The sequence below is a fragment of the Kineococcus aurantiacus genome, from assembly GCF_013409345.1.
GTDB classification, from domain to species: Bacteria; Actinomycetota; Actinomycetes; order Actinomycetales; family Kineococcaceae; genus Kineococcus; species Kineococcus aurantiacus.
On record NZ_JACCBB010000001.1, the window covers coordinates 4,570,446 to 4,586,144 of the forward strand.

General features: G+C 75.7%; 18 protein-coding genes. 12 read left to right on the plus strand and 6 right to left on the minus strand.

Going from position 1 to position 15,699, the window contains the following annotated elements:
- The first annotated feature begins 103 nt into the window (after positions 1-103).
- Entirely contained in the window at positions 104-658 is a 555-nt protein-coding gene (locus BJ968_RS21800) for an NADPH-dependent F420 reductase (protein ID WP_179755429.1), read from the plus strand.
- Between the two features lie 280 nt (positions 659-938).
- Here BJ968_RS21800 and BJ968_RS21805 read toward each other — a convergent pair whose 3' ends face one another.
- Positions 939-1,541 carry a WHG domain-containing protein gene (locus BJ968_RS21805; protein ID WP_179755430.1) on the minus strand — a complete coding sequence of 201 codons (603 nt, stop codon included), beginning with the start codon at positions 1,539-1,541 and terminating at the stop codon, positions 939-941.
- A 63-nt stretch (positions 1,542-1,604) separates the two neighbouring features.
- Between BJ968_RS21805 and BJ968_RS21810 the strand changes: the two genes are divergently transcribed.
- From BJ968_RS21810 to BJ968_RS21840, 7 genes are all read left to right on the plus strand, one after another.
- Positions 1,605-2,471 (plus strand): oxidoreductase, encoded by an 867-nt coding sequence (locus BJ968_RS21810; protein ID WP_179755432.1) that lies wholly within the window; start codon positions 1,605-1,607, stop codon positions 2,469-2,471.
- A gap of 89 nt (positions 2,472-2,560) precedes the next feature.
- Positions 2,561-3,121, plus strand: coding sequence for a PadR family transcriptional regulator (locus tag BJ968_RS21815; RefSeq protein WP_179755434.1), 561 nt, complete (start codon positions 2,561-2,563; stop codon positions 3,119-3,121).
- 190 nt (positions 3,122-3,311) lie between these two features.
- On the plus strand, positions 3,312-4,046 hold the full coding sequence (locus BJ968_RS21820; protein ID WP_179755436.1) for an ABC transporter ATP-binding protein: 735 nt from the start codon (positions 3,312-3,314) through the stop codon (positions 4,044-4,046).
- A complete protein-coding gene (locus BJ968_RS21825) occupies positions 4,043-5,653 on the plus strand; it encodes a hypothetical protein (RefSeq protein WP_179755438.1) in 1,611 nt (536 codons plus the stop codon). The genes BJ968_RS21820 and BJ968_RS21825 overlap by 4 nt, the downstream gene beginning before the upstream one ends.
- A gap of 57 nt (positions 5,654-5,710) precedes the next feature.
- Positions 5,711-6,052, plus strand: a complete 342-nt coding sequence (locus BJ968_RS21830; protein WP_179755440.1) for a hypothetical protein — start codon at positions 5,711-5,713, stop codon at positions 6,050-6,052.
- 88 nt (positions 6,053-6,140) lie between these two features.
- Positions 6,141-6,479, plus strand: coding sequence for a hypothetical protein (locus BJ968_RS21835; RefSeq protein ID WP_179755442.1), 339 nt, complete (start codon positions 6,141-6,143; stop codon positions 6,477-6,479).
- 37 nt (positions 6,480-6,516) lie between these two features.
- Positions 6,517-7,263 (plus strand): DUF429 domain-containing protein, encoded by a 747-nt coding sequence (locus tag BJ968_RS21840; RefSeq protein ID WP_179755444.1) that lies wholly within the window; start codon positions 6,517-6,519, stop codon positions 7,261-7,263.
- Positions 7,264-7,351: 88 nt separating this feature from the next.
- Here BJ968_RS21840 and BJ968_RS21845 read toward each other — a convergent pair whose 3' ends face one another.
- The 3 genes from BJ968_RS21845 to BJ968_RS21855 all read right to left on the minus strand — a co-directional run bounded on the left by BJ968_RS21845 (position 7,352) and on the right by BJ968_RS21855 (position 9,927).
- Positions 7,352-7,654: an EthD family reductase gene (locus BJ968_RS21845; protein ID WP_179755446.1), complete on the minus strand. Its 303-nt coding sequence runs from the start codon at positions 7,652-7,654 to the stop codon at positions 7,352-7,354.
- An 82-nt stretch (positions 7,655-7,736) separates the two neighbouring features.
- Positions 7,737-9,236, minus strand: coding sequence for an FAD-dependent oxidoreductase (locus BJ968_RS27030; RefSeq protein WP_179755447.1), 1,500 nt, complete (start codon positions 9,234-9,236; stop codon positions 7,737-7,739).
- Between the two features lie 64 nt (positions 9,237-9,300).
- Positions 9,301-9,927 carry a hypothetical protein gene (locus BJ968_RS21855; protein WP_218885225.1) on the minus strand — a complete coding sequence of 209 codons (627 nt, stop codon included), beginning with the start codon at positions 9,925-9,927 and terminating at the stop codon, positions 9,301-9,303.
- Between the two features lie 261 nt (positions 9,928-10,188).
- Here BJ968_RS21855 and BJ968_RS21860 point away from each other — a divergent pair, with 261 nt between their 5' ends.
- Positions 10,189-10,749 carry a TetR/AcrR family transcriptional regulator gene (locus tag BJ968_RS21860; RefSeq protein ID WP_179755449.1) on the plus strand — a complete coding sequence of 187 codons (561 nt, stop codon included), beginning with the start codon at positions 10,189-10,191 and terminating at the stop codon, positions 10,747-10,749.
- 230 nt (positions 10,750-10,979) lie between these two features.
- Here the strand turns inward: BJ968_RS21860 and BJ968_RS21865 are convergent, their stop codons facing one another.
- Together BJ968_RS21865 and BJ968_RS21870 are read right to left on the minus strand one after the other, a co-directional pair.
- The gene (locus BJ968_RS21865; protein ID WP_179755451.1) at positions 10,980-11,528 is read right to left on the minus strand and encodes a dihydrofolate reductase family protein; all 549 of its coding nucleotides are present in this window, start codon (positions 11,526-11,528) and stop codon (positions 10,980-10,982) included.
- 96 nt (positions 11,529-11,624) lie between these two features.
- Complete coding sequence (locus BJ968_RS21870; protein ID WP_179755453.1) at positions 11,625-12,020, minus strand: DUF6069 family protein; 396 nt, start codon at positions 12,018-12,020, stop codon at positions 11,625-11,627.
- Between the two features lie 263 nt (positions 12,021-12,283).
- Between BJ968_RS21870 and pdxR the strand changes: the two genes are divergently transcribed.
- The 3 genes from pdxR to BJ968_RS21885 all read left to right on the plus strand — a co-directional run bounded on the left by pdxR (position 12,284) and on the right by BJ968_RS21885 (position 15,685).
- Positions 12,284-13,726, plus strand: coding sequence for a MocR-like pyridoxine biosynthesis transcription factor PdxR (gene pdxR / locus BJ968_RS21875; protein WP_218885226.1), 1,443 nt, complete (start codon positions 12,284-12,286; stop codon positions 13,724-13,726).
- Positions 13,727-13,875: 149 nt separating this feature from the next.
- Positions 13,876-14,130 carry a type B 50S ribosomal protein L31 gene (locus BJ968_RS21880; protein ID WP_179755456.1) on the plus strand — a complete coding sequence of 85 codons (255 nt, stop codon included), beginning with the start codon at positions 13,876-13,878 and terminating at the stop codon, positions 14,128-14,130.
- A 313-nt stretch (positions 14,131-14,443) separates the two neighbouring features.
- The gene (locus BJ968_RS21885; RefSeq protein WP_179755457.1) at positions 14,444-15,685 is read left to right on the plus strand and encodes an ROK family protein; all 1,242 of its coding nucleotides are present in this window, start codon (positions 14,444-14,446) and stop codon (positions 15,683-15,685) included.
- Positions 15,686-15,699: the final 14 nt, after the last annotated feature.

The following is a 15,699-nucleotide window of genomic DNA, read 5'->3' on the forward strand; positions in this document are numbered from 1 at the left end:
CCCCCGCAGTTCCCAGGTCTGCTGCCGGGGGTGACGCCCCACGCCGAGCCGGGTGGGAGCGCACCGGACCAGCCCTGGCCGTCGTCCTGCGCAGGAGATGAACGTGGACATCACCGTGATCGGCCGTGGCAACATCGGCGGCGGTCTGGCGGAACTGTGGGAACGTGCTGGTCACCAGGTGACCCGCCTGGGACGCGGGGGCGGCGACGTCAGCGCCGCCGACGTGGTGCTGCTCGCCGTCCCCGGGGACGCTGTGCAGGCAGCGCTGGGCTCGGTCACCGGGCTGGGCGGCAAGACGGTCCTGGACGCGACGAACCTCTACGGCGGTGCCCGGCCCCCGGCCGCCTTCGCCTCCAACGCCGAGTACGTCCGATCCTTGACGGGTGGTCCCACGGCCAAGGTCTTCAACACCAACTTCGCGGCACTCTTCCCGCGCGTGGCCGGCGCCCGCGCACGACCCAGCAACTTGTGGGCCGGGGACGACGAGGCCGGTGCCGTCGTGGGTCGACTCAGCCACGACGCCGGCTTCGAGGCGGTCCGTCTGGGTGGTCTGGACATGGCCGCCGTGCAGGAGGGACTGGCCGGTGCTCTGATCGCGATCACGCAGGCGGGGCTCGGGTTGTTCACCTACCGGATGGCACCCCCCGAACAGCTGTGACCCCGGCGGCACCCGCTCCCGCGCGGCACCTGCGTGGCGGCCCGGAGCCGCCCTGGGAACTCCGGGGCGGAGGAGCCACCGCGTCGGGCGTCGGCACGGGGGCGACCTCTCGACGTGTTCCCCGGCGTCTTCTCCGCGTCACCGCGCCGGCGGGGAACCCGCACGGCGCCCAGCGTCGGACGTCTGCCGGGCCGCCACCGGTCCCCGGTGCCGGGGTCGTGCCCGTCGACGCGCTGGTGCCGAGCAGCAGGCCTGAGCGCAGGGCGTTGGCGTCCCGGCGTCAGCGGTGGGGGTCCTCCGGCCCGGCTCCGGTCACGAGCAGCGCGACGGCGTCGTCGACGAGCAGGTCGCCCTGTGCGGGGGCGATGCGCCGCGAGCTGATCAGGGAGGCGATCCCCTGCAGCACGGCGACGAACAGCAGCCGGGTCCGTTCCGGGTCCGACCCCGCGATGCGCCCGGCCCGCAGGTCCTCCTCGAACAACGAGGCGAAGGTGGAGAACAGCCGTCCGGCCGCGGCCTGGACGTGCTGCGGCGCACCGGTCCCCTTGGTGGAGAACATCAGGTCCATCAGCCCCGGGTCGGTGACGGCGAAGCCGACGTAGGCCCGCGCCACCGCGCGCAGGCGCCCCGTGAGGTCGTCCGGGTGGGCCGCGCCGGCGTCGGCCAGCTGCCGGGTCAGGTGCTCGAAACCCTGCTCGGCCAGCGCGTCCAGCAGGGCCTGCCGGTCGGCGAAGTGGCTGCGCGGGGCGCCGTGGCTCACGCCCGCCCGCCGCGCGAGCTCGCGCAGGGACAGGTCCTCGACGCTCCCGTCGCGCAGCGTCCGCCGCGCCTCCTCCAGGAGCGCGGCGCGGAGGTTCCCGTGGTGGAACGGCGGCGGCGTCACGGCACGACCCTACCGCCCAACTAGGCATTGACTACAATCTAGTCACTGTCTACCGTGGCGGACGTGCCCACCTACACCGCAGCCCTCGTTCCCGACCTGACCTCCCGCACCGCGATCGTGACCGGCGGTGGCGGCGGCATCGGGGCCGCCACCGCCGAGGTCCTGGCCGCCCGCGGGGCCCGCGTGGTCCTCGCGGTGCGCGACACCGACAAGGGCGCCCGCGCGGCGCGCGCCATGGGCGGTCGCGTCGAGGTCCGTCCCCTGGACCTGGCCAGCCTCGACTCCGTCAGGGCCTTCGCGGCCCGGTGGGACGAGCCGGTCGACCTCCTGGTGAACAACGCCGGGACCTCGGTCCGCGAGCGGCGGCTGACCGCCGACGGTTTCGAGCTGCAGTTCGGCACCAACCACCTCGGGCCCTTCGCCCTGACCAACCTGCTGCTGCGCCACGTCACCGGGCGCGTCGTCTCCGTCTCCTCCCAGGCGGAGCGGATGGGGCGCCTGGACTTCGACGACCTGAACTCCGAGCGCAGGCCCTACCGGGAGTCCCGCGCCTACGCGGCCTCCAAGCTGGCCAACCTCCTCTTCACCGCCGAGCTCCAGCGCCGGCTGACCGCCGCCGGCTCCACCGTCACCGCCGTCGCGGCGCACCCGGGTTACGTGGCCACGGGCATGACCGCGGGCGACGGCGGGGCGGTGAGCAGGCTGGCCGTCCGGTTCCTGGCCCAGAGCCCGGCCCAGGGGGCGCTGCCCGTGCTGTACGCCGCGACCGGTGACGTCCCCGGGGGAGCGTTCACCGGTCCTGAGCGGGCGATGCACATGCGCGCCGGCGCGCAACGGATCGGCCGCTCCCGGCAGGCCGCCGACCCCGAGCTCGCGCGGCGCTTGTGGGCGGTGTCCGAGGAGCTCACCGGGGTCGGTTTCGGCCTCTGACCAGCCCACGGCGAGTTCCTGACCGGCCTGCGCCGCCCCGTCCCCGAAAACTATTCACTGAGTACCTACTCCTGGTGTACGTTCACGTCATGTCCCTGGTCGAGCTGCACCTGGCGTTGCTGTCTCGAGGTCCCGCCCACGGCTACGACCTGAAGCGGGAGTACGACGCCTGGTTCCCCGACGCCAAGCCGTTGGCGTTCGGGCAGGTGTACGCGACCTTGGCGCGCCTGGTCCGCGACGAGCTGGCCGAAGTGGTCGAGACCCGTTCCGAGGGGGGGCCGGAACGGACCGTCTACACGGTCACCGTCGCGGGCCGGCAGCGGTTGCGGCAGTGGCTGGCCGAGCCGGCCCCACCCGCCGTCGCCGGCACCGAGGACCTGGTGCGCAAGACCATCGCGGCCTTGCGCACCACCGACCCCGAACGCGCGGCCACGTCGGTGGTGGCCGATCAGCGCACCGCGCACCTGCGCCGGATGCGTGCCCTCGCCGACCCACCCGGACGGGAGGCCAACCCCGGCCCGGGGGACGCGGTCCCCGACGAGGTGGGGGCGCGGCTGTCGCGCCGGTACGCGTTGCTGCACCTGGACGCGGACCTGCGCTGGCTTGACGAGGCCGCCACGGCGCTGGAAACCCCTCGCCGCCCGTCCTGACCGGGTCCGGCTCCCCGGACCCCGAACGACTCGGATCCCGAACCGCCCGCCGCGGGCGGGAACCCCCTGCGGCCGTGAGGAACTGACCCCGGACCGCCCGGGACCCACGGGCCGTCCCCGCCCTGAAACCCCGTCCACCCCGCACGGACGCGCCCGACGTCGTGGGCGTCCCGATCCTGGAGGCCCGTCGATGACCCCGACTGCTGAGAACCCGCCGCCCGCCGCCGACGCACCGGCCGGGGAGGCCGCGGACCCGGTCCTCACCCTGCGCGCCGTCAGCCACGCCTACGCCCGCACCCCGGCGCTGCGGGAGGTCTCGCTGACCGTGCACCCCGGGGAGGTCGTGGCCGTCACCGGGCCCAGCGGGTGCGGGAAGTCGACGCTGCTGCACGTCGCCGCGGGACTGCTGCTGCCGCAGGCCGGGTCGGTGCGGCTGCTGGGCCAGGACCTCGCCGACCTGGACGAACCGGCCCGGGCGGTCCTGCGCCGCAGGCAGGTGGGCATCGTGCTGCAGTACGGGCAGCTGGTACCGGACCTCAGCGTGGAGGACAACGTCGCCCTGCCGCTGCTGCTGGACGGCGGGGAACTGGACGCGGCGCGCACCGCCGCCCGCGACGCGCTGGCCCGGGTCGGGCTGGAACAGGCCGGGGCCGCGACCGCGCAGGAACTGTCCGGGGGGCAGGCTCAGCGCGCCGCCATCGCCCGCGCCCTGATCACCTCCCCGCGCGTCCTGTTCGCCGACGAGCCCACCGCCAGCCTGGACGCCGTGGCGGGCGCCGACGCCCTGGACCTCCTGCTGTCGGTGGCCCGCCGCGACGGGGGAGCGGTGGTGCTGGTCACCCACGACAACACCACCGCCGCCCTGGCCGACCGGGAGGTCCGCCTGCGCGACGGTTCCGTCGAGCGGGAGTCGGTGCTGCGGTGAGCGCCCCCACCCTGCCCGGCGCGCGTCGGGCCAGGCCCTCCAGGGCCGGGCGCGTCAGCGCGCTGCGACCGGAGGCGGTGCGGGTCCTGACCGCGGTGACCTCCCGCCCAGCCCGGGTGCGGGCGCGGGCCACGGCCGCGGCGGCGACCGGGATGGGCGTGGCGCTGCTCATCGCGGCGTCCACGGCCACCATCCGCGACACCGTCCCGGTGGGCACCTCCACCTGGGTCGACGAGCAGGGCCGCGAGGTCAGCCGGGAGATGTTCGAAGCCGCCGGTGGGCTCTCACCCTTCCTGGCCCAGCCCGGGTTGCGTCCGGGCGTGGTGACCGCCGCGGTCCTGCTCCTGCTGCCCTTCCTGGCCCTGGCCGTGCAGGCCCTGCGGGTGGGGCAGGTCGTGCAGGAGCGCCGGTCCCAGCAGTTGCTGGTGGCCGGGGCGACGTGGGCGGACCTGCGGCGGCTGCGCGTCGCCGCCACCAGCGCCGCCTTCGTCCGCGGAGGGCTGCTGGCCGGGCCGGTCTACCTGCTGCTGTGGCTCGTCCTGGGGCCGGCCCTGCCGGCCGGGTCGCGGCTGCTGCCCCCGCTGCACCCGGCGATGGTGCCCGCGTGGGCGCTCGTGGTGGTGGTCCTGTGGGTCCTGGCCCGGGTCCTGGCCGTCTGGGGTTCCCGGCGCGAGGACGCCCTGCTGTGGCGCAGTTCGGGACTGCCGGCCCAGGTGCCCTCGCGGGCCTTCGTCGTGGGCACCGCCCTGGCCGCCGTGGCGCTGGTGTTCGCCGTCCCCGCGGTGGGAGCCGGCACCGCGGTCTTCGCCGCGCTGCTCGTCACCGCGCTCGTGCTGGCCCTGCTCGCCGCCGGGGCCGGAGCGGCCCGCTCGGCGGCCGGTTCCGTGCGGCGGCCGGTACCGGCCGCGGACGCGGACACCACCGCGGCCGACGGTGCCTCCGGAACCTCCCGCCGGGTTCCCGCCGCGGGTCGTCGCCGGGGTCGCCGCGCCGCACGGTGGCGTCCCGGTTCCGGGGACGGCGCGGTGAGCCTGCTGGCCGACGCCCAGCGCCGCGGCAGCACCACCGCGGTCACGGGCACCGCCGGGGTCCTGTTCGTGTGCGGGCTCTCCTTCGGGGTCGAGGCGGCGCTGAGCGCGCAGATCCTCAACGACCGGGCCAGCGAGGGTTCCGGTTACGGCTCCACCGACGTCGCCTTCTACGTCGGTGGCGCGGCCCTGGCCGGCGCCGTCGGCCTGGTCGCGGCGCTGGTGGCCGTCGCCGCGCTGGTGCTCAGCCTCACCGACCACCTCCTGGGCAACCGCCGCGCGGTGGCCTCCACCGCCGCGCTGGGCACCGAGACCCGGCGGCTGGTCCGGGTGCAGGCCCTGTCGCTGATCCGCACCGCGGTCCCGGCGACCACGCTGGGGGTCCTCGTCTCCGCCCTGCCGTACAGCCTGGCCTTCTCCGGCGACCTGCAGGACGGGTGGTCCTGGCCGACGGTCCTGCCGCTGGCCGTGGCCGTCGTCGTGGCCGTCGTCATGACCGTCGTCTGCTCCCTGCTCGCGGCGGCGCTGACCGGCAGGGTCCGTGCGGCGGCCGCGCTGGAGAACCTGCGCGTCCCCTGATCCCACCGCCCGGCAGGGCACCGTCGACCGAGCAGCCCCACGGAACGGGAGGAACTCGTGCCCACGCACCCGGAGGCCGCACCCGGCGACCCGCGCCTGCGCGGCGGGCAGGCGCAGCACCGGTTCGAGGAGGACCGGTTCGAGGCGCCGCGGCCCACGGTCCGCCTGCCCCCTGACCCCACGGGACCGGCTCTGGCCTCCGTCGTGCGCCAGTTGCGCGCCGCGGCCCGTCCCGGGCAGCTCGTCGTGGACCTGACGGCGACCCGGCACACCTCGCCGGGGTTGCGCCGGGCGCTGGCGGTGCTGCGCGGGGAAGCGGCCCGGCGGGGTTGCTCCTGGACCGTGCGCGGGAACCTGCCCCACCCCGCACGCCCCCGCCCACCCGGTGCACGACCGTGAAACCCCCGCTCCCGCGGGCCCGACGGTTCCCCTCTCAACCGGCTCGAAGCGACCCCCGCGGGGAGCTCGGCCTGGAAAGGTGCTCGACATGACGATCGACCTGCCCGACACGGTGGTGAACCCCTTCGCCGGTGGGCTGCTCACGGTGCTGGTGGTCCCGGTCAGCGCCTCCCTCGAGGTGGGCCTGCTGGCCCTGCGGGAACGGGGCGTGCGCGCCTGGACCGAGCACCTGCCCGCCGTGGGGCAGGAGGTGGTCCTGGTCGCCGGGGTGGAGTGCGAGGAGGCCCCGTCGATGGACGGGATCACCGACGCCGAGCGCAGCGTCCTCGGCGTGCTCGACGCCGCGGGCATCGAGGTGGACGTGCGCGGCAGCGGGTACGTCAGCGCCGAGGCGGTCCGGCGGTGGGGAGCCCACACCCCGTCCTGACCCGGCCCGGACCCGCGCGCGGTCCTACGCTGACCCGGTGATCACCGCGGGGGTCGACCTGGCGACCCAGCCCGCCAAGACGGGTCTGGCCGTCGTCGAGTGGAGTCCCGGCGCCGCCCGCCTCACGCGGCTGCAGCTGGGGGTCACCGACCACGACGTCGTGGAGGTGGCCGGGACGGCGCAGAAGGTGGGGATCGACTGCCCGCTGGGGTGGCCCGACGACTTCACGGCCTTCATCACCGCGCACGCCGCCGGTCGCGTCGAACTCCTCGCCGCCGAGAGCGGTGACGAGCTGCGCCGGCGTCTGGCCTACCGCCAGACCGACCGGGTGGTGCGCCGCGCCGGGTACCCGCCCCTGAGCGTGGCCACCGACCGCATCGGGCTCACGGCGATGCGGGTGGCGCTCGTCCTGGAGCACCTCGCCGCCGCCGGGGCGCCGGTCGACCGTTCCGGCGCGGGGGTCGTCGCCGAGGTGTACCCGGCGGCCTCCCTGGGGCGGTGGGGGTTGCCGCACCGGCAGTACAAGCGGGAGGGGAACCGCGCGGCGCGCGCGGCGCTGGTCGCCGCCCTGCGGGAGCGGGTTCCGTGGCTCGACTTCGGCGGGTTCGTGGCGCTGTGCGAGGAGTCCGACGACGCGCTGGACGCCGTCGTCGCGGCGTTGACCGCACGGGCCGCGGCGCTGGGCCGTTGCGCGCCACCGCCGGAGCAGGACCTGGAGCGCGCCCGCAGGGAGGGGTGGATCCTGCTGCCGGAGGGACCCTTGTCGACCCTGGTGGAGGGGTGAGCGGTGCGGCCGTCCGCTGCCGGCCGGTGCGGCGGTGGAACCGCGCGGGCGGGTGCCTGCTCCCGTCAGCACCCGCCCGCGCCGCCCGTCACTCCTCGACGTCGGAGAACAGGGCGGTGAACGGGGTTCCCGTGGAGACCAGGAGCTGGAACAGTTCCCCGGCCGGGGCGGTCGTGACGGCGGCGGAGGCGTCCTGGTAACCGCCGAAGTACAGGTCCAGCGTGCGGTGGGCCGGGGTGGGGGTCCCGTCCTCCTTCGGCCAGACCCTCGCCGACTCCAGCCGCTGCAGGCCGGGGAGGGTCCGCGCGGTGTTCAGCACGTTCTCGTAGGTGTTCTCGAAGGCCTGCACGTCGACGGGGTTGTCGACGACGAAGGTGATCCTGGTGGGCACGGCGTGTCCTTCTCGGTCGGAGTGGTGCGGGTCGGTGAGCGGGGAGTGGGTGGAGTTCCGCGCCCGCCGGCGGCGTGGGCGCTCAGGCGGTGCGGGTGTACGTCTCCAGCAGGCGCAGCCACACCTCGCTGATCGTGGGGAAGGCCGGAACCGCGTGCCGGAGCCGGTCGATCGGCACTTCCCCCACGACGGCGATGGTGGCCGCGTGCAGCAGTTCGGCCACGTCGGGGCCGACGACGGTGAACCCGACGAGGACCCCGCGGTCCTCGTCGACGACCATGCGGGCCTGGCCCCGGTAGCCGTCGGCGTGGACCGCGGCCCCGGCCACGGCGCCCAGGTCGTGGTCGACCACCCGGACCCGCAGCCCGGCGGCGCGGGCGGCGGCCGCGGTCAGCCCGACCGAGGCGACCTCGGGGTCGGTGAACACGACCTGGGGCACCGCGCGTTCGTCGGCGGTCACCGCGTGCCGGCCCCAGGGGGCGTCGTCGACGTGCTCACCCCGCGCGCGGGCGACGAGGGCGTCTCCCAGGGCGCGGGCCTGGTACTTGCCCTGGTGGGTGAGCAGGACCCGGTGGTTGACGTCGCCGGCGGCGTACAACCAGTCCCCGGCCAGGGGCCGGCCCCCTTCGTCGAGCACGCGCAGGTCGTCGTCGACGGCGAGCCAGGCGCCGGGTTTGAGCCCGACGCTCTCCAGCCCCAGGTCGGCGGTGTTCGGGGTGCGCCCGACGGCGACGAGGAGTTCGTCCGCCTCCACGTGGTCCACCTGCTCGCCGTCCTCGACGGTGAGGTGCAGTTGTCCGGTCCCGTCGCGGTCGGCGGCGGTGAGGGCGGCGCCCAGGCGCACCTCGACCCCGGCGGCGCGCAGGGCGTCGGTGACGTGCTGCGCGGCGAAGGGTTCGCTGCGCGGCAGGACCCCGTCACGGGCGAGGAGGGTGACGGCCGAGCCCAGGGCGGAGTACGCGGTGGCCACCTCGACGGCCACCACCCCGCCGCCGAGGACGGCCAGCCGGTCCGGCACGGTGTCGGCGGCGACGGCTTCGCGGCTGGTCCAGGGCGCGGCCCGGCGCAGACCGGTGACGTCGGGGACCAGGGCGCTCGTGCCGGTGGCGACCACGACGGCGTGCCGGGCGGTCAGGACGACGGTGCGGCCGTGCCCGTCGTCGACCTGGACCGTGCGCGGGGCGGTGAGGCGTCCCCGCCCCCGGTGCAGGGCGATGCCGGCGCTGCGCAACCAGGCGACCTGCCCCTCGTCGTCCCAGTGCGAGGCGAAGGCGTCGCGGCGGTCCAGGACGGCCCGGGTGTCGACCCCGCCGACGACGGCCTGGGCGGCGCCGGGGACCCGGCGGGCGGCGTTCAGGACCGCGGCGCTGCGCAGCAGGGCCTTGGTGGGCATGCAGGCCCAGTAGGAGCACTCGCCGCCGACGAGTTCGCGTTCGACGACGGCCGCGGTCAGGCCGGCCTGGACGACGCGGTCGGCGACGTTCTCACCGACCGGGCCGGCGCCGATGACGACGACGTCGTACGTCGCCCCCGCGGGTTCGCCGGTGGGGTGCTCCCCGGTCTGGACTGCCTCGGTGGTCACGGGTGGATCCCTTCAGGTCGTGGAGGTGGTGCGGGGTGGGCGGTTCCGACGGGTCCGGAGCCGGTCAGGCCGACAGCTGCTCGGCTCGCGCGGCGCGGCCCAGGCGCAGGGCGGAGATGAGGAAGAAGACCGCTCCGGGGACGGCGTACCCGGCGGCGCCGGTCAGGACCGGGTCGGCGGCCCCTGCCCCGGCGATGAAGGAGGCTCCGGCCAGCGCGGAGACGGCGCCGCTGACGATCAGCGGCCACTGCCCGCCCATGCGGCGGCGGCGCACGGCCACGACCAGCTGGATGAGGCCCGCCACGATCGCCCAGGTGCCCCACACGCGCAGGACCGCCGGGATGCCGGAGGTCGCGGCGAAGCCGACGGCGACGGCGGTGAGGAGGCTGACGGCCATGTTGGCGTACAGCCCGGCCAGGGCGCCGGTGGTGGCGCCGCGCGAGCGGGAGGCGCGGGCGTCGACCACGGCGGCGGCGACGTCGAACAGCGGGTAGAGCACCAGCAGGGTGCCGGTGAGGGGTCCCAGGTGGGAGGCCATCGACAGGACGACGGCGGCCCAGACGACGGCGAAGGCGAAGCGGACGAAGTACAGGCGGCGCAACGTGGTGGCCGCGCCGCCGACGGTGCCCGGCGTGGTGCTCGGTGTCGTGCCCGGCGTCGGGGAGGTGGTGCGGGAGGCGGTGTCGTCCATGGTGGTCTCTCCGGGGTTCAGGGAGCGGTGGTCGCGGTGGGCGGGCGCTCGACGTGCCCGACGTGCCCGGCGGGTGGGGTGGCGCGGCTCCCCAGGAGCCGACGCCGGGGAGTCCCGCCGGGTCGCGGTGCCGACGCGGGTGGGTCCGCGTCTCGTAAGTAGAATGACCGGTAACTCTACTTGTGTCAACGGGGCCCGCCGCCGATTCCGGCGCGGGGGCCCGCCCGCGTCGGCCCGTAAGATCGGGACGTGAAGGAGTCCATGCGCGATCGCCTGATCGCGGCCGCCAGCGCGTTGTTCTACTCCGCCGGCATCAAGGCGGTCAGCGTCGAGCGGGTCATCGAACAGGCCGGGACCACCAAGGTGACCTTCTACCGGCACTTCAAGTCCAAGGACGACCTCGTCGTGGCCTACCTGCAGGCCAGCTCGGAACGGGAACGCCAGGCGGTGGCCGCCGCCCTGGCGCACTCGCAGGAGAGCCTGACCGCGGCGCTGGAAGCGCTGGCCGAGCTGGTCGGCTCCTTCGCCTGCCGCCCCGGGTTCCGCGGCTGCGCCTTCATCAACGCCGCCGCCGAGTACCCCGACCCCGACAGCGGACCCCGCCGCGTCGTCGACGAGCACCGCGCCTGGTACCGCACCGCCTTCACGCGACTGGTGGAGCCCCTGCAGCTGCCGGACCCGGCGGGCACGGCGGAGGACCTGCTGCTGCTGCGTGACGGGGCCATGGTCGCCGGCTACCTGGACGACCCGGCGAAACTGGCGGCCTCGTTCCTGCGCAGCAGCAAGGCGCTCATCGACGCCGAGGCCGCCGCCCCGGCGTGACGTCCCGCCCGTGGCCGCGGACGGGGTTCCGCCGGTCGCGGGGTCCCGCCGGTCGTGGAGTTCCGCCGGTCGGGGGAACGGGCGTGCGGCCGTGGGTCCGCGTCGGCCCGGACGCACGACGACGGCGAGCGCGCGACGAGGGAGCCGGTGGGGTGTTCCCCGCCGTCCTCGCGCGGCTCGCCGTCGCGGTCACCGGTGACCGTCACCGCCGTCCCGCGGCGGGCACGTCGTCAGGTCGTCACGGGGTCCGTGAGTTCCAGGACCACCACACCGCTGTCGAAGCGGCGGGTGGTGACGGTGCCGAAGCGGCCGGCGACGCCCGGGGCGAAGACCGAGGAACCCGCGGTTCCCAGCAGGACCGGGTGGATCCACAGCGACAGGTGGTCCAGGAGGCCGTGCGCCACCAGCTGCTGGGCGACCGGTCCGTAGCCGTACATGAGGATGTCGCCCCCGTCCCCGTCCTTGAGCCCCCGCACGGCGTCCACGAGTTCCCCGTCGAGCACCTCGGTGTTGTTCCACGTCGGGTTCACGAGGGTTCTCGAGGCGACGTGCTTGGGGATCCGGTTCATCGTGTCGCTGAACTCGTCCCCGCTCCGGGCCGACCACGCCTCGGCGAAACCCGTGTAGGTCACCCTGCCCATCAGGAGGGCGTCGGCGGCGCGGAGCTTGTCCAGGGCGTAGGCGCCCGCGCCCTGGTCGAAGTAGTCGAGCGACCACTGCTCCGGCTGCGAGACGATGCCGTCCAGCGTGACGTACGTGGAGTTGACGATGTTGCGCATCACTGACCTTCCGTCGTGGGTGTTCGGGCGCGGAGCGAGGGACCGCGCCGGGTCTGATGGGGGAGTTCGCCGGTCCCGCGCCCGGGCCGGCTCGCGCTACCTCGACCTCGGCAGCGAGGAGGCGATGAGCGGGACGACGACGGCGGCGGCGACCAGGTGCAGCGCGGACAGGACCGCGGCGGTGACCGCGTCGGCGTCGACGGACCACGGTGCCGGCAGCGACAGGGCCGTCAGGACCGCGGAGGTCCCCACGAACGTCCGGGCCGGCCGGGCGGCCCACCGGCGCAGGACCAGGGCGACCACCACCCCCGCGCCCGCGGCGACGAGCGTCACCACGGCGAACCCGACGAGCGGGATGCCCGCGCCACCGTCGGGGACCTCGAACCGCACGCCGCCGGCCCTGGCCACGGCGGCGACGGCCGTGACGACGACCGCGGCGGCCGGTCCGGCGACGGCCCCCCGGGCGATCGTCCCGCGCGGGCCGCGCGCCACCGCGGGACCGGTGGACGGGGCGCGGCCCGTCCGGTGGGGTGGGACTGACGGATCGCGCTGACCGGTCACGGGACTCCTCGGGCTGGACGGCTGCACGGCTGCACGGCTGCACGGCTGCACGGCTGCACGGCTGCACGGCTGCACGGCTGCACGGCTGCACGGCTGCACGGCTGCACGGCTGCACGGCTGCACGGCTGCACGGCTGCACGGCTGCACGGCGCGACGCTAGCTGCGGGAAGTGGACCTCGATAAGGTCCACTTCCGTGGCGATCCCGTGGTCAGGTCGAGGGGGTCGTCTCCTGGTCTCCGTCGACCGCCGCAGCCCCCGACCGGTCCGTGAACAGGTCGAGAGCGGTCTGCGCGAAGCGGTCCGGTCGGGCCGACTCAGCGCGGGGGAGCACCTCCCGTCCTCGCGCGCGCTGGCGGAGGAACTCGGTGTCTCACGGGGTCTGGTGCAGGGCTGCTACGAGCAGCTCGTGGCCGAGGGCTACCTGACCGCCAGGGCCGGTTCTGCGACGCGGGTGGCCGAGCGCGTCGTGCCTCCCAACCCCGCGCCCGCCCCCAGGGACGAGCCGGCGCCGGCCCCGTTCGTCGACCTGCGGCCCGCCGTGCCCGACCTGGGGTCCTTCCCGCGCAGCAGCTGGTCCCGCTCGGCCCAGGAGGCCCTGGCCGCCGCGGCGAACTCGGCCCTGGGTTACCCGCCCTCGAACGGTTCGCCCACCGTCCGGGCCGCCGTGGCCGAGCACCTGCGCCGAGCGAGGGCGGCCGACGCCGACCCGTCCCGCGTCGTCATGTGCACGGGTTACGCCCAGGGCCTCGTGCTCACCGTCAGGAGCCTGGTGGCGCGGGGCCTGCGCGACATCGCGGTCGAGGACCCCGGTCACGGACCGGACGAGAGCCCCGACGTGCGGACCCTGCGGCTCGCCGGGGCCCGGGTGCACCGGGTCCCGGTGGACCACCTCGGCCTCGACGTCGAGGCGCTCGCCGAGTCCCCCGCCCGGGCCGTCGTGGTGACCCCCGCGCACCAGGCGCCCACGGGGGTCGCCCTCGACCCGGGCCGACGCCGGGCGCTGATCGCCTGGGCCCGGACCCGCGACGCGTACGTGGTCGAGGACGACTACGACTCCGAGTTCCGCTACGACCGGCAGGCGATCGGCACGGTGCAGGGGCTGGCCCCCGACCGCGTGTTCCTCCTGGGCACCACCAGCAAGACCCTGGCCCCGGCGCTGCGCATCGGCTGGCTGCTCGCGCCACCGACGTGGGCGGAGGTGCTCGCCCGGCACAAGCACCTCGAGGACCGCGGCTCACCGACCCTCCACCACGACACGTTCGCCGTGATGCTCACCTCCGGTCGCTACGACCGCCACCTGCGGGCGATGCGGAAGACGTACCGCCGCCGGCGGGACGCCGTGTGCGACGCCCTGGCCGCGCACGCCCCGCAGGTCCGGGTCAGCGGACTGGCCGCAGGGCTGAGCATCACCCTCCACCTGCCCCCCGGGGTCGACGAGGCCGCGGTCGTCGCCGGTGCCGCCGAGCGCGGTGTGGTGCTGCGCGGCATGGACGCCTACCGCGCCCACCCCGCGCCGGACCAGCCGCAACTGGTCCTCGGTTTCGGGAACACCGACGAGCGTCGGCTGCGGGAGGCGATCGCCTCCCTGGCCGACCTGCTGCAGGGGCGGTCCCCGCACAGGCCGCCGAGCCGCTGAGCGCCGCTCGCGGACGAGCGGCCGTCGACCCGCCCGGGGCGCTCGTCCCGGCGCGGGGGCCGCGTCCGGCTCACCGCGGGCCCGGGGGAACAACCTCCCGGTGAGGACGGTTCTCACCAGTGCGACACCGCACCCGTCCGGAGGTTCCCGTGAAGACGAACACCCACCCCACCTACGACCTCGTCGCGTTCCGCGACAAGTCCGCCGGCACCACGTTCTGGTCGCGTTCCACCCTCAGCACCCGCGCCGGCCTCCCGACGCTGACCGCGGAGGACGGGACCGAGCACCCGGTCTTCGACGTCGACGTCTCGTCGGCCAGCCACCCGTTCTGGACCGGCACCGCCCGCGTCCTGGACAGCGAGGGGCGCGTGGAGAAGTTCCGCCGCCGCTACGGCAGCCGCTGACCACCGCGGGCCGCGCACCCCGCGCGGCCCGGAGGTCCGGTTCGTCGGTACCGGGCCACTGGCCCGGTCCCGGCGAAACGGCGAGCAGGACGACGACCGCGGCAGCGGTGACGACGGCCCCCGCACCACCAGGTGCGGGGGCCGTCGTCGTCCCGCGACGCGGGCGTCCCGGCCGAGGGCGGGTTCGTGCTCCGGCCCGGCAGGAGGAACCCGTTCACGGTTCCGGGCGCCGACGCGCTGCCCGTCACCGACGCCCCCCCCCCGGATACGCAAACCATTTGTGTTTGAGGGGTGCGCGCCGTACTGTCTCGCCGTGGGTCTGTCGACATCCAGTACCGCTCAGCCGATCGCCGGCTCGGCGGCGTCCCTGCGCCAGCGCAACTCCCAGGCGGTGCTGGAGACGCTCTACCGCCACGGGCAGTCCGCCTCGGCGGCGACGCCGTCCCTGCGGGTCGTGGAGCTCATGCGGAGCACGGGACTGTCGCGCCCCACCGTGGAGACGGTCGCCGAGGGGCTGACGGCCCAGGGGTGGCTGACCCTGGGGGAGCCCGCCGAGGGAGGGGGGCGCCTGGGCCGGCCGGCCAAGACCTACTCCTTCCACGCCCGCGCCGGGCACGTCGTCGGGGTCGACGTCGGGGCCCACGCGGTCGCGGTGTGCGTGGCCGACCTGCTGGGCACGCGGGTCGCCCTCGCCCGCGAGGTGGTGTCCCCGTCCACCTCGGCTCCGCGACGTCTCGCCGCGCTCCGGCGCACGCTGCGAGGAGCCCTGGAGACGGCGGGTCTGCGCCCGAGCGATCCGCTGGCCCTCACCGCGGGGACTCCCGGCATCCTCGACCCCTCGCGCCGCCGGATCCTCACCTCACCGGGTCTGGCCGGCTGGGCGGAGTTCGACCTCCTGAGCGCGCTCGAGGACCTCGTGGGGTGTGACGTCGAACTGGAGAACGACGCCAACCTGGCCGCCGTGGCCGAGCGCAGCGTCCAGCACGGTGACCAGCACGGTGAGGCGCGTCCGGACCCCGACGACCTGATCTTCCTGCTCCTGGGTGAGCGGCTGGGGGCGGGGGTCATCGTCAACGGCCAGCTGGTGCGCGGGCACCACGGTGCCAGCGGGGAGCTGTGGAACGTCCGCAGCGGGGTCCGGGAGACCGCGGGCGACCAGCGGCGCCCGCTGGGTTCGATCGTCAACGCCCCCAGCCTGGCGCACGCGGCGGAACAGTCGCCGCGGCCTCCCGCCGGTCGCGCCGGACGGGGCGGGGAGCGGGGCGGAGCCGAGGGCGCCGCGCCGCGGACCGTCGACCAGATCGCGCGGGAACTGGCGCACGGCATCTCCCCGGTCCTGCTGACCCTGGACCTGGAGACCGTCGTCCTGGGCGGCGACCTGGGGGAGGCCGGGCCGGCCCTGCGGCAGGCCCTGGCCGGGGAACTCGAGGACCTCGTCCTGTACCCGCCGCGCGTGGAACTCTCGCGGCTGGGAGTCGACGCCATCCTGGCTGGGGCCGTCCTGCAGAGCAGGGCGAAGGTCGAACGCGAGGTGCTCGCCCAGGTGGTGGCCTGACGGGTGGTCCGCCC

Bases quoted from the DNA above. Each gene is read 5' to 3' on its own strand.
- BJ968_RS21815 (WP_179755434.1), top strand. From the start codon at position 2,561: ATGTCCCTGGTCGAGCTGCACCTGGCGTTGCTGTCTCGAGGTCCCGCC.
- BJ968_RS21820 (WP_179755436.1), top strand. From the start codon at position 3,312: ATGACCCCGACTGCTGAGAACCCGCCGCCCGCCGCCGACGCACCGGCC.
- BJ968_RS21835 (WP_179755442.1), top strand. From the start codon at position 6,141: ATGACGATCGACCTGCCCGACACGGTGGTGAACCCCTTCGCCGGTGGG.
- BJ968_RS21855 (WP_218885225.1), bottom strand. From the start codon at position 9,927: ATGGACGACACCGCCTCCCGCACCACCTCCCCGACGCCGGGCACGACA.
- BJ968_RS21860 (WP_179755449.1), top strand. From the start codon at position 10,189: ATGCGCGATCGCCTGATCGCGGCCGCCAGCGCGTTGTTCTACTCCGCC.
- BJ968_RS21865 (WP_179755451.1), bottom strand. From the start codon at position 11,528: ATGCGCAACATCGTCAACTCCACGTACGTCACGCTGGACGGCATCGTC.